Source organism: Flavobacterium sp. N1994, from assembly GCF_025947145.1.
Classification (GTDB): domain Bacteria; phylum Bacteroidota; class Bacteroidia; order Flavobacteriales; family Flavobacteriaceae; genus Flavobacterium.
Genome location: NZ_CP109999.1, coordinates 912,355 through 925,083, shown reverse-complemented (window position 1 = coordinate 925,083; position 12,729 = coordinate 912,355). Strand labels below are relative to the sequence as shown.

Annotated in this window: 10 protein-coding genes; 4 read left to right on the top strand and 6 right to left on the bottom strand. The window is 33.2% G+C overall.

Annotation, left to right across the window (positions count from 1 at the left end; translation table 11 throughout):
* Nucleotides 1-121: 121 nt before the first annotated feature.
* Complete coding sequence (locus tag OLM53_RS04275; protein ID WP_264521812.1) at nt 122-1,450, top strand: PDZ domain-containing protein; 1,329 nt, start codon at nt 122-124, stop codon at nt 1,448-1,450.
* A gap of 30 nt (nt 1,451-1,480) precedes the next feature.
* On the opposite strand, the gene OLM53_RS04270 is transcribed toward OLM53_RS04275, so the two are convergent.
* Nucleotides 1,481-1,915 carry a DUF1573 domain-containing protein gene (locus tag OLM53_RS04270; protein ID WP_264521811.1) on the bottom strand — a complete coding sequence of 145 codons (435 nt, stop codon included), beginning with the start codon at nt 1,913-1,915 and terminating at the stop codon, nt 1,481-1,483.
* Between the two features lie 279 nt (nt 1,916-2,194).
* Here OLM53_RS04270 and OLM53_RS04265 point away from each other — a divergent pair, with 279 nt between their 5' ends.
* Together OLM53_RS04265 and OLM53_RS04260 are read left to right on the top strand one after the other, a co-directional pair.
* Entirely contained in the window at nt 2,195-4,822 is a 2,628-nt protein-coding gene (locus tag OLM53_RS04265; protein WP_264521810.1) for a valine--tRNA ligase, read from the top strand.
* Between the two features lie 271 nt (nt 4,823-5,093).
* On the top strand, nt 5,094-5,720 hold the full coding sequence (locus tag OLM53_RS04260) for a hypothetical protein (RefSeq protein ID WP_264521809.1): 627 nt from the start codon (nt 5,094-5,096) through the stop codon (nt 5,718-5,720).
* A gap of 61 nt (nt 5,721-5,781) precedes the next feature.
* On the opposite strand, the gene OLM53_RS04255 is transcribed toward OLM53_RS04260, so the two are convergent.
* The 4 genes from OLM53_RS04255 to OLM53_RS04240 form a co-directional block, all read right to left on the bottom strand.
* A complete protein-coding gene (locus tag OLM53_RS04255; protein ID WP_264521808.1) occupies nt 5,782-6,201 on the bottom strand; it encodes a nucleoside-diphosphate kinase in 420 nt (139 codons plus the stop codon).
* Between the two features lie 72 nt (nt 6,202-6,273).
* Nucleotides 6,274-7,443, bottom strand: a complete 1,170-nt coding sequence (locus OLM53_RS04250; RefSeq protein ID WP_264521807.1) for a T9SS type A sorting domain-containing protein — start codon at nt 7,441-7,443, stop codon at nt 6,274-6,276.
* Nucleotides 7,444-7,546: 103 nt separating this feature from the next.
* Complete coding sequence (gene bshC, locus OLM53_RS04245; RefSeq protein WP_264521806.1) at nt 7,547-9,139, bottom strand: bacillithiol biosynthesis cysteine-adding enzyme BshC; 1,593 nt, start codon at nt 9,137-9,139, stop codon at nt 7,547-7,549.
* Nucleotides 9,140-9,152: 13 nt separating this feature from the next.
* Nucleotides 9,153-10,115 (bottom strand): hypothetical protein, encoded by a 963-nt coding sequence (locus OLM53_RS04240; RefSeq protein WP_264521805.1) that lies wholly within the window; start codon nt 10,113-10,115, stop codon nt 9,153-9,155.
* Between the two features lie 96 nt (nt 10,116-10,211).
* Here OLM53_RS04240 and OLM53_RS04235 point away from each other — a divergent pair, with 96 nt between their 5' ends.
* Complete coding sequence (locus OLM53_RS04235) at nt 10,212-11,333, top strand: cysteine desulfurase family protein (protein ID WP_264521804.1); 1,122 nt, start codon at nt 10,212-10,214, stop codon at nt 11,331-11,333.
* A 2-nt stretch (nt 11,334-11,335) separates the two neighbouring features.
* Here OLM53_RS04235 and OLM53_RS04230 read toward each other — a convergent pair whose 3' ends face one another.
* Nucleotides 11,336-12,724: an alpha-amylase family glycosyl hydrolase gene (locus OLM53_RS04230; RefSeq protein ID WP_264521803.1), complete on the bottom strand. Its 1,389-nt coding sequence runs from the start codon at nt 12,722-12,724 to the stop codon at nt 11,336-11,338.
* Nucleotides 12,725-12,729 lie beyond the last annotated feature (5 nt).

The window sequence follows — 12,729 nt, the reverse complement described above, 5'->3', positions numbered from 1 at the left end:
AATTTAGAGATGCAAAATTGCGATTTTTTTCATTGGTATACAATCCAAACTACAAGATATAATTTGTTAAAATAGCAGTTGTCGGAAATTTATTTTTTATTTTTATAGAAAATCAATTAGAATGCGTTTCAAATTATTGTTTCTATTTCTTCTTTTTTCCATCACTACTTTTGGACAATCAGAATTTCAAATAACAGGTAACCAAAAAAAAGTCGTCATTCCTTTTAAACTGATTAACAATTTGATTTTCATTCCTATAAAAGTAAATGGTGAAGACTTGACTTTTTTGTTGGATACAGGAGTAGAAGAGACCATACTTTTTAGTTTAGATGACAAAGAACAAGTTCAATTTTTTAATATCGAAAAATTAAAACTTACTGGACTTGGCAATAATGATGCAGTAGAAGCTTATAAATCCTCTAAAAACAAACTTGAAGCTAATGGTTATGTTGATTTAAATCATGAAATTTATTTGGTATTAGATCAAGACTTTAATTTTTCTTCTAAGGTTGGTATTCCTGTGAATGGCATCATTGGGTATCATTTTTTTAAAAACAATAAGGTTGAAATTAATTATGAAAAGAAAAAAGTAATCATCTATTCCGATTCCAATAAAAAATTAGAGAAGAAACTTAACAGAAATTTCAGTAAAGAGCCGATAATTATTGAAGAAAGTAAGCCTTATTTTATTTCTACTATTACGCAGGATGACAAAATTGTATCCTCAAAATTATTATTAGATACGGGAAACAGTGATGCGCTTTGGGTTTTTTTGAATAAAACTAAAGACATTGTATTGCCAAAGAATACCATTGATGATTTTTTGGGAAGAGGGTTTAGTGGTGAAATATTTGGAAAACGAGGTAGACTCAATAGTTTTAGTTTTGGAAATACCGCTTTCGAAAATCCAATAGTTACTTTTCCGGATTCAACCTCGAATCGAAAAGTAAATTTTGTAACCAATAGAATAGGGTCAATCGGGGGTGAAGTAATGCAAAGATTTACAGTGATTTTTGACTATAAAAATAACCTTATTTACACTAAAGCAAACGATAAAATAAATGATCCATTCAATTTTAACATGAGTGGAATCGAGGTGGAACATGCAGGTTTAGAATGGACAAAAGAATCTTATGAAAATAATAGACCAGAGGGGATACAAATTTATACTAACAATACTGATGAAAGGTTTCAAAACAAACTTCAAATTAAATTTGAACTGAAACCCATTTTTCGAATTTCTAATATACGGAAAGATTCAAACGCTGAGAAAGTAGGTTTAAAAAAAGGAGATAAAATTCTTAAAATAAATGGTAATAAGATTAAAGATTTAACCATTGAAAAAATCAACGAGTTGCTCAAGTCACAAGAAGGCAAAACCATTAAAATAGAAATTGAGAGAAATACTATTCCCTTTACTTATAAATTTCAACTCAAAAGTATTCTATAAAAAAAACGTCCCATATTTGGGACGTTTCGTTTATTGCATCATCGGACTTGTTGATTTTTTCTCTAGAAGGTTGACTACCGGTTTTTCAACCACTTCACCTTTTATTTTTATGGCTACTCGTCCTTCTTGTACATTAACAGCATTACTTTCCACCGTAATTGTTTTTCTAATTGGGCCAGTATGCATATTGTACTTCACATCAATTTTCCCTGTTTTTCCTGGTAATATTGGTTCAGTTGGTTTTGATGGTACAGTACAACCACAAGTAGATTGCACATTAGTAATGATAAGAGGTTCATCTCCTGTATTGGTAAACTCAAAAGAGCGAACACCATTATCATCTTCTTTGTTTACTGTTCCGTAGTCAATAGTATTGTCTTTATCCTTAAATTCAATCTTAGGACCACCTTGAGCGAAAATCGTAGCGTTTACAAGGAGTACAGTTAAAAGTATATATTTTTTCATGGTTCAAATGTATTATTTGGTTAGTAAAAATAGCTCGTTTAAATTAATACACAAAAATTTAATTCTTAATTTTTTCTAAAGTCTTTATTAATTACTTTTGCAGTTCAGTTTTACAAAAATCATACCAAAGTTAGGAGCGAGTGTTTTGGGCATTTTAGTATACCATTTTCCCGCTTTTCGGGCTACACGGTAGCCTCTTCAATCGGGGCTAAAAGAGAGACTAAGGGCACATTTGTAATCTGAAAATATAATAATCTAAGAAGTCTAACAATCTATACTATGATTCCTGTACAATTCAACGCCAAAGAAGTAGAAAAAAAATGGTATGACTATTGGATGAAAAACAAGTATTTTCATTCGAAACCCGACCATAGAACTCCATATACTATTACAATTCCACCACCCAACGTGACTGGTGTTTTACATATGGGCCATATGTTGAATAACACTATTCAAGATGTTTTGATTCGTCGTGCTAGATTGAAAGGATTCAATGCTTGTTGGGTACCAGGAACAGACCATGCTTCTATTGCTACTGAAGCTAAGGTTGTTGCTAAGCTAAAAAGCGAAGGGATAAACAAAAATGATTTAACCCGAGAAGAGTTTTTGAAACATGCTTGGGATTGGACTAATAAATACGGAGGGACTATTCTTGAGCAATTAAAGCAATTAGGTTGTTCTTGTGATTGGGATAGAACTAAATTTACCATGGACCCGGATATGTCCGCATCGGTAATTAAATCGTTTGTTGATTTATATAAAAAGGGACATATTTATCGCGGTTACCGTATGGTGAACTGGGATCCTGAAGCAAAAACTACTTTGTCTGATGAAGAAGTAATTTATGAAGAACGTCAAGGAAAGTTGTACTTTTTAAAATACCAAATTGTAGGCAGTAATGAGTTTGTAACGATTGCAACAACACGTCCAGAAACCATTTTGGGAGATACTGCTATTTGTATTCATCCAGATGATGAGCGTTATCAGCATTTGAAAGGAAAACAAGCCATTGTTCCTATTTGCAATCGTTTTATCCCAATTATCTTTGATGATTACGTGGATATGGAATTTGGTACAGGTTGTTTAAAAGTAACACCTGCTCACGATGTAAACGACAAAGCATTAGGTGAAAAACACAACCTAGAAATCATTGATATTTTTAATGAGGATGCTACTTTGAATAGTTTTGGTTTACAGTATCAAGGTAAGGACCGATTTGTAGTTCGAGAAGAAATTTCACGAGAATTAGAAGCTATCGATGCTTTAGCAAAAGTGGAAAACCACATTAATAAAGTTGGGACTTCAGAAAGAACTAAAGCTGTTATCGAACCAAGATTATCCGATCAATGGTTTTTGAGTATGGAAGAGTTAGTTAAACCTGCCATCAAAGCGGTATTAGAAACTAAAGAAATTAAACTATATCCATCTCGTTTTGACAATACTTACCGTCATTGGTTAGAAAATATACGTGATTGGAATATATCACGCCAATTGTGGTGGGGACAACAAATTCCTGCCTATTATTATGGAGATGGTAAAGAAGATTTTGTAGTTGCTGAAACTAAAGAAGAAGCCTTAGCTTTAGCTAAAATAGCTACAATGAATGACCAACTAACCCAGTCCGACTTGACTCAAGATGCTGATGCATTAGATACTTGGTTCTCTTCATGGCTATGGCCAATAGCGGTTTTTGGCGGGATGCTTGACCCAGAAAATGAAGATTTTAAATACTATTATCCAACTAATGATTTAGTAACTGGACCAGATATTTTATTCTTTTGGGTAGCTCGTATGATTATTGCGGGTTATGAATATACGGGTAAAAAGCCTTTTACCAATGTATACTTGACAGGGTTAGTTCGAGACAAACAACGTCGTAAAATGTCTAAATCGTTAGGAAACTCTCCTGAACCATTGGAACTGATTGAAAAATTTGGCGCTGATGGAGTAAGAGTAGGGTTGTTGTTAAGTGCTTCTGCTGGTAACGACATTATGTTTGATGAAGAATTGTGTAACAATGGTAAAGCTTTTGCCAATAAAATATGGAATGCTTTTCGCTTAATCAAAGGTTGGGAAGTTACTGATATTCCTCAGCTGGAAAGCTCTAAAGTGGCTATAGAATGGTATGAAGCCAAGTTACAACAAACACTATTAGAAATTGAAGATCATTTCGAAAAATACCGTTTGTCTGATGCTTTGATGAGTATCTATAAATTGGTTTGGGATGATTTCTGTTCTTGGTTTTTGGAAATGATAAAACCAGCCTATCAACAACCAATTGACAGCACAACATACAATAAAGCTATTGAAATGTTGGAAGCTAATTTAAAATTATTGCATCCTTTTATGCCTTTCTTGACAGAAGAGATTTGGCAACATATTACTGAAAGAACACCAGAACAAGCATTGATTATTGCTGAATACCCTATTATGACTTCGTTTAAAGAGCAACTAATTACTGATTTTGATTTTGCTGCCGAAGTTATTGCAGGTGTCAGAACCATCCGAAAAGAGAAAAATATTGCCATGAAAGATGCTATAGATTTGAAAGCAATAAATCATGAAAAGGTTTCCTTGTATTTTGATAGTGTTATAATGAAACTGGGTAACATTACTTCTTTAGAATATATTTCAGAAAAAGTTGATGGCGCTTTGACGTATCGAGTAAAATCAAATGAATATTTTATACCAGTTTCTGGAAATATTGATATTGCTGCTGAAATTGCCAAGCTTACAGAAGAGTTGAAATACACGCAAGGATTTTTAAGAAGCGTACAAGGCAAATTATCTAATGATAAATTCGTTTCAGGTGCACCACCTCAAGTCATAGATAATGAAAGGAAAAAAGAGGCTGATGCTTTAGCAAAGATTACTACAATAGAGCAAAGTTTAGCTAGTTTGAAATAAAAATAAAGTCCTGAGAAATTGGGACTTTTTTTATTCTCTAATCGAATGCTATTTTTATTATTTTTTATACTTTTTTATAAAATATAATCAAAATTCAGGTTAAATAATTAGAGATATTTTACTATTTTAATAAGAATTTAGAGTTTAAATCTGCATTTCGTCGATTATTTGTGTTTTTCATAGAGAAAGAACATCACTTATTAACATTGTTAATAACTTTGACTTACCTCAATCCATAAGCCTACCTCTTAACCATCTTAATTGCGTAAGTATGAAAAAATGTGCCCGTTTTTTTATAGGTTTTGGAAGTGCTTTATCTTTTAGTTGTTTTGCCCAACAAAACAATCAATTATCATCCAACAAAGATCTTGCTGTAGTATCCTATCATGTTGAGGAAAGAATCAATGTATATCTTGGAAGCAATATCACTACCTATGATGTTCCTAATTTAGACCTAGTTAGCACCAACGATTTAGGACCAAATAATAGCAGAGTGATTACTCCAAAATATGCTAAGCCTAAAGCTGTTGTTGTAACGACAAGTAAAGAAAAATTAAAGACTGAGGTTTCCACTTTAAGTACAGATGTAAGTCCCAATAAAGTAACATCCATAACTCCAACGGTAATTAAGGATTATGTTACGATTGATGTTGTAAGTACTTATGAAAGGGTCTTGGATAATGGTTATAAATCGGTTGATATGATGAAGAAAGTAGCTAACCGCCATTTTTTCGATGATGACTTAATTGTTGCAGCTAAATGGTATTCTGAGTTATTTACTACGACCACAGATTTAGATGCCGTATATTATTATAGGTATGCTCAGTCATTGAAGGCTATTAATCAATTGGAGAAAGCCGAACAAATGATGAAAATATTTGAAAGTAAAAGTTTGTAATCATACAATAAAAAATCCCGCTTCAACGAAGCGGGATTTTTTATTTTTAAAGTTCAGTTATTTAGAACTGCTCTCTTCCTGCAAAATGAAAAGCACTTTCGATAGCTGCATTTTCATCACTGTCTGAACCATGAACTGCATTTTCACCTACTGAAGTGGCATATTTTTTACGAATAGTGCCTTCAGCTGCTTGTGCTGGATTTGTAGCACCAATCAACGTTCTGAAGTCTTCAACTGCATTTTCTTTTTCTAAAATTGCTGCTACAATTGGTCCACGTGTCATAAATTCTACTAATTCTCCGTAGAAAGGTCTTTCAGCGTGTACTGCATAAAATGCTTTAGCATCTGCTACAGTTAATTGTGTTAATTTCATTGCTACAATTCTGAAACCACCTTCAGTAATCATATTTAATATTCCACCGATGTGTCCGTTTTCAACACCATCTGGTTTAATCATGGTAAATGTTCTATTCGTTGCCATTTTTTGTTTGTTTATTTTTAATTTGGGTGCAAAAGTAAACTTTTTATACCATTATTAAAAATAGAACAGCAATCAATTCTTGATAATTTTTTGCACTGCAAAATCTAAACCTGAAGTAATTTTCACAAAATAAACTCCTTGACTAAATGCAGCCCCGTCTAATTGGAATTGAGAAGCATTAGGCGTAAAACGTTGTAGCATTTTACCAGTCACATCAATAAGTTCGATACTATCTATAGTGGTTGTATGCGAGATGTTCCAAAATGAATTTGTTGGATTAGGGTATATTTTGACATTTGTAATAGCATTTTCAGTAATTGATAATGTATTGGTAAACGTATAATTTCCATTACTTTTATCGAAAGTAATATTGTAAGTCCCTGCAGTCACAGGTATGTCTGGTCCGTTTTGAGTTCCTGTTCCTGTTGGGAAATCTACAGCCCCCCAATTGACATCCCATGAATTGTCTTTTCTGAACTTAACAAGACCATCTGTTAATACTAGATTAGAAATGGAGTAGCTAAATCCATCAGATGTTGATAAATCAGTGTCAGCAACTGTAAACCCATTAAGAGCGGTTCCTAGAATTCCAACACTTGGATAAGCAAAACTATATGCTCCAGTATTTCGGTTAAAAGTTACAAACCATTCACCACCTGTTACCTGTATTGTTGGACCTCCTTGAACAGCTGTTCCCGTTGGAAAAGCTACACTTCCCCAAGTATTAAAGTTATCATTATTAAAACGGAAATAGGCTGTACCACTACTAAAATAAAAACCAGATAGCGTGTAAATAATACCATCCGTAGTTCCCATTTTTACATCTGGGCCAACAAAACCATTTTGAGAATCTACCGCCGGCCCCCAAATTCCAATAGTTGGAAAACCTGATGGAATAAAAGTGTAGGTTCCATTTACTCTGTTGAAAGTTATATCATAAGTTCCTGCTGTGGTCATGATATTTGCTCCACCTTGTGTAGCAGTTCCTGATGGAAAATTAGCAGAACCCCAATTGACAGTCCAATCATGTGCTTGTCTGAATTTCAATCCAGTTGTACCAGGATCTGTAGCTGTTGTTATGGTAACATTATTTAAAGTATAAGTAATATTGTCTGTGGTATTCATATCAGTGTCCACAGTCCAATTTCCTGAAGGGCTAGTACTTCCAATCATAGAAATAACTTGACTATAATTTAGTTGTGTACTTAGACAAAGAATAAGTAAGAGTAATTGTTTTTTCATAGAAGTTTGATTTATAATTAGTGTATCTAAATGTAAACCAAAATGAGCATAATGAAAAATGCAAGTGAATCGAAAACGTTTTCGTGTTGAAAACTTCTAGTAATTAAAGAGTTATTATGCTAAAATTAGATTCCAAGGGGTTGAGTTCATGGATCAATTTTTCTATTAACTTTTGATTTACATCTAAATAAAACTCCGAAAAATTTAGTTTTCTCTCTTGTAATCCATGGTTAGGAAAAAGTTCGTTTTGTAAAAGTATAATGCGTTCTAACTTTTCAGCATGTACTCTTTTTTCCGCTTTTAGTAATCGTTTTTCTAAGTTTTCCAAACCTTTTGTTTGTTTTATTTCCTGTGCTTTTACAGCACCTAAAAATGATTTGTCAGTTTGATTAGCAATCTCAATTAGCTTTTGAAATTGTTGCTTCAAATGCTCTTTTTGCTCTGAAAAATCTATTTTAAACCTAGAAAACTCCTGAGTTTTAGTATTGAATAATTCTTGTTGATTAGAAAATAAATCAGACCAAGTTAGGTTTAATTTATCGGCTTTTTGAACTTGCTTTTCAGTAGCTAATAATACGGAATTTCGAATTAAAAGTATTGGAAAAGTAATCTTGTTTACTTGAAAATTGGAGAGTAATTGCAACCAATAACTGATTTCACCACCACCTCCAATATAGCATAAATTGGGCAAGATAACCTCTTGATATAAAGGTCTTAAAATAACATTAGGGCTAAACTTTTCAGGATGGCTTTGCAGTAATGCTAAAATTTCTTTTTCAGAAAAACTCAGTTTGGTATTGTTTACTTTAAACAGATTGTCTTCAAAAACTATTCGTTCCCGAAGCTTATTTTCGATGTAAAACAGATTAATTTCCCTCGGGTTTACTTGAATTTCATAGTCTTTTTTGAGAATCGAATTCGTATCTGTAACCTTTTTAAATGATGTTTTGTTTAGCAACTCTTCTTTTACAAAAGGAATGAATAATTGTTTTAAAGATCTATCATCACCATCAAGAATAACTAATCCTTTGTCTCCAAATAATTCATTAGCCAAAAACCTTGTAGCATCAGCAAGATTATTGTGTTTTAAATAACTGTTTTCGAAAAGTTGTTTTAAATAGTTGGCATTTTGCCCGATACCCAGTAGGTCACCAAAAACAGCTAATACCTCTTCCAATCCAACAGTAGAGAGCCTTCCAACAGAGCCATTACTTGTGGTATTCCATTTTATTTTGGTTTTTTTAAACTGAAAATAATTGATTTCTTCAAAATCATGATCTTCTGTTGCCATCCAATAAATGGGAACAAAGTTATAGTTAGGATATTTTTGTTTTAATTCTTTGCAAAGATTTATAGTAGAAACAATTTTATATAAAAAATATAGTGGACCAGTAAATAAGTTTAACTGATGACCAGTAGTTACCGTAAAAGTTTTAGCATCAGATAAAAGAGAAATGTTTTCTATTGTATTCGTTGAAATTTCAAATTTTTGATATTGATTTTTTAAAGCTTCAACTAAAACTTTTCTACTTTCTTGCACATAATTTACTGCCTTTTCGTCAATTTGATTTTTAAAATTCTCAAGTTTAGGAAACCGATTGTAAAGGGACTTCAATTCTGGCTTTTCCTCTAAATAATCTACAATTAGTTTAGTGAAATAACCTGATTTTTGATAGCTAATACTGTCGATTGGCATTTATTAGTTCTATTTATGGATTAGTAATTAATGTTCCAAAAGGATAATTATCGCCTAAATAAAAATCGCTGTTTCCTTTTTTCAAGGTGACTTTTTTCAAATTAATAGTATGTTGAAAACCAGCACCTAAAGTGGTTGTAGTTACTTCAATTATTCCGCTGGTGGCTTCAATTCCATCTACTGCATTCCATTGTTGTATTAGTGTTGGAGTTGCAGGTATTGTTGTAGCACAGAAATAATCATTAGTTATTACACCAGAATATAATCGATAAGATAATTTATTAGTTGCATTAATCAGAACAGTTCTCGGTGTTGTAGTTGGTTCATTAGCAAATAATGTTGGAAAATCAGCAACATCTAATGTGAAAACTTCTCCACCGCTAAAATCATAAATTTTATCGCTGCCGCTACAGGTGCTTTTGTCGACTTGTTGATTAAATCCAAAGGTCAAAGAATTTGCTATTGGTTTTGTATAATTCCCAAAGGGGAAATTGTCATATTGCTGACTACCATTAGGTTTTTGAAACGTTATATTTTTAAAATTTATATTGTAAGTGTATCCAGTAATTTTGGTTGAATTATTACTTGCGTTTGTGGTTTTAATAGCCGTAGACGTGATTTGTATGATTCCAGAAGTGGCTGTCCATTGTTCTACCAAGTTAGGTGTTACATCTGGAGCCGCACCACAAATATTATTTGCCGAAACAGTACTAGCATATTTTCTATAAGTTACTTTTACTGTACCTGAAATAGGCACTTCGATAGGTACACCGTCAAGAGTTTGGTCTTCTATAAAGGTAGTACCTGGAATTTCAATAAAGAGCATTATATTGTCTTTAATCTTATAAATCAAATCTTTGTCACTGCATTTTTGAGCGGGAACATCAGAAAAATCTATGGTATCAACAGTTAATCTACCATCATCACAAGCGGTAATTAATAAAAGTAAGATCAGGATACTTGAAATTCTTTTCATTGGTTTTGTATAAATTTTAAGCAAAAATAAGTTTTTTATACTATTAATTTTCCCTTTTATCATTTAATTAAGAACACTCCTTTTTATATTTGCACCATGCAAAAAATTTACTTCGATAACGCAGCCACTACTCCCATTCGTCAAGAAGTTATTGATGAAATGGTTAGAGTGATGCAAACGGAATATGGAAATCCTTCTTCTACACATAGCATTGGTAGAAGTTCGAAAGCAGTTATAGAAACTTCTAGAAAAACGATTGCCAAATATTTGCATTGCAATGCTTCCGAAATAGTTTTTACTTCAAACGCTACTGAAGCCACCAATTGGATAGTAAGAAGTGCAGTCAGAGATTTTGGTATAAAAAGAATCATTACTTCCAAGGTGGAACATCATGCTACACTCTATACCATTTTGGCTTTGCAACAAGAGTATGGAATTCAAGTGGAGTATTTGAGTGTCAATCACGAAGGGGTTTTAGATTACAATAAATTAACTTCATTGCTTTCTGATGAAACAAAAACATTAGTGTCCCTGATGCATGTGAATAATGAGACTGGTGTTGTTAACGATATCAAGAGGATAGGAGAGATGTGTCATCAAAACAAAGCCTTATTTCATTGTGATACAGTACAATCTATTGGTAAAACGGAATTGGATTTGCAACAATTGCCTATCGATTTTATAGTAGCTAGTGCTCATAAATTTCATGGGCCAAAAGGCATTGGGTTTGCTTTTGTTCGCAAAAGTTTAGTATTGCAACCTATGATTTTTGGAGGAGAGCAAGAAAAAGGCTGGAGAGCGGGAACCGAATCCGTGCATCAGATTGCTGGTATGGCAAAAGCCTTGGAGTTATCGCATGACTATTTAGCTGCTGAAACCATTATCATCGGAGACTTAAAGGAGTATTGTTTAAAACAATTGCGAAATGCTTTCCCTGAAATTAAAGTAAACGGTTCGAATACTTTTTATAATATTCTAAATGTTATACTGCCTTTTTCTTCTGAAAAAACAGCTATGATTTTATTTAATTTGGATATGAAAGGAATTGCAGTTTCTCGTGGAAGCGCTTGTCAAAGCGGAAGCATAAAACCTTCTCATGTTTTAGCCGAAATGCTCACGGTTGAAGAATTAGCCAAACCAAGTTTACGTATCTCTTTTAGTCATTACAACACAAAAAAAGAAATTGATTATTTTGTCGAAACGCTAAAAAGTATTTAGTCTTATTTTACTAAAACCATATACTGCCAAGGCTTGAGTTCTAAAACATCATCACCTTTGAGTGTTGTTTTTACTCCAGTAAACCATTCCGTATAATCTCCTTTTTGGAATTTTGAATTGAGTTTTACGGAGGTTGGCTTGTCGCTGTAATTAACTATTGTAATTACTCTATCCTTATCCTTAGTTCTTGAAAACGAAATCACTTGGTCTTGTTTGTCGTTAAAAATCCGAACCATTACACCACCTTCTTTACCGTTCCATAAAGCATGATTGCTATGTTTTAAATCGAAGAGTTTTTTGAACAAACCTTCATAAGGCATCTTACTCCAATCGATTAAATCTTTGTCGAAAAACTTTAGTGATTTGCTAAGTCCAGCTTCTTGTCCGCCATAAACCAATGGCATTCCGTTAACAGTGCCACACAAAACCATTGAAGCTTCTAATCCGTCACCAAAATTAAAAAACATATTGTGGTTCCAAGAATTCATATCATGATTGTCAGTAAACAGCATGCGGTATCCATCACGCGGGAACGTACTCACATCATGCGCCATATATTCTACTAGACCTCCCATGCTTTTTTTATCGCGAGTAACTGCAGTCATTTTATCAAAGAAAGTCCAAGAATACGTCATGTCAAAAGCTTTTTTGTGTAAGTCACGAGATTCCCATTCGGCCAACATAAAAACGGGTTTTACAGCATCCATTTCAGCTCTAGCATTGTCCCAAAAATCAGTGGGAAGAAAACCAGCCGTATCACAACGATACCCATCAATATCAAAATCTTTCACCCAATACACTAAAGCTTCGGTCATGTATTTTCTAATCCCAGGTTGTTCATAATCAAAATCAATTACATCATCCCAATCATACCATGGAGTAGGTTGAAAATTGCCCTCATCTGTTTTAGTATACCAGTCGGGATGTTCTTTGGCTAAGGGATTATCCCATGCCGAATGATTTGCTACCCAATCCACAATTATATGCATTCCCATACTGTGAATTTTATCCACCAAATGTTTAAAATCGGCTTTAGTGCCAAACTCTGGATTAACTCCATAATAATCTTTCACTGAATACTCGCTGCCTAAAGTCCCTTTTCTTTTCTCTACTCCAATAGGGTTTATTGGCATTAGCCAGATGATATCAATACCCATAGCTTTGATTCTTGGTAAATGCGATTCAAAGGCTTTGAATGTTCCTTCGGGCGTGAATTGACGAATGTTGGCTTCGTAAATGGTAGCATTTTTAGCCCATTCCGGGTGCTTCAATTCTACATATTCTTTGGGTTGGTATCTAGAATCATCGGTTGATGGTTCATCATTTTTTTTAAGACAACTTGAGGCAGTAATCACTAAAAATGATAAAAGTATTTTAGCTGAATTTTTCATTTGGG

What these genes read in the sequence shown, in the direction of transcription:
- OLM53_RS04265 (WP_264521810.1), top strand. Translation starts at nt 2,195, where the DNA reads ATGATTCCTGTACAATTCAACGCCAAAGAAGTAGAAAAAAAATGGTAT.
- bshC (WP_264521806.1), bottom strand. Translation starts at nt 9,139, where the DNA reads ATGCCAATCGACAGTATTAGCTATCAAAAATCAGGTTATTTCACTAAA.
- OLM53_RS04275 (WP_264521812.1), top strand. Translation starts at nt 122, where the DNA reads ATGCGTTTCAAATTATTGTTTCTATTTCTTCTTTTTTCCATCACTACT.
- OLM53_RS04255 (WP_264521808.1), bottom strand. Translation starts at nt 6,201, where the DNA reads ATGGCAACGAATAGAACATTTACCATGATTAAACCAGATGGTGTTGAA.
- OLM53_RS04230 (WP_264521803.1), bottom strand. Translation starts at nt 12,724, where the DNA reads ATGAAAAATTCAGCTAAAATACTTTTATCATTTTTAGTGATTACTGCC.
- OLM53_RS04235 (WP_264521804.1), top strand. Translation starts at nt 10,212, where the DNA reads ATGCAAAAAATTTACTTCGATAACGCAGCCACTACTCCCATTCGTCAA.
- OLM53_RS04260 (WP_264521809.1), top strand. Translation starts at nt 5,094, where the DNA reads ATGAAAAAATGTGCCCGTTTTTTTATAGGTTTTGGAAGTGCTTTATCT.
- OLM53_RS04240 (WP_264521805.1), bottom strand. Translation starts at nt 10,115, where the DNA reads ATGAAAAGAATTTCAAGTATCCTGATCTTACTTTTATTAATTACCGCT.
- OLM53_RS04270 (WP_264521811.1), bottom strand. Translation starts at nt 1,915, where the DNA reads ATGAAAAAATATATACTTTTAACTGTACTCCTTGTAAACGCTACGATT.
- OLM53_RS04250 (WP_264521807.1), bottom strand. Translation starts at nt 7,443, where the DNA reads ATGAAAAAACAATTACTCTTACTTATTCTTTGTCTAAGTACACAACTA.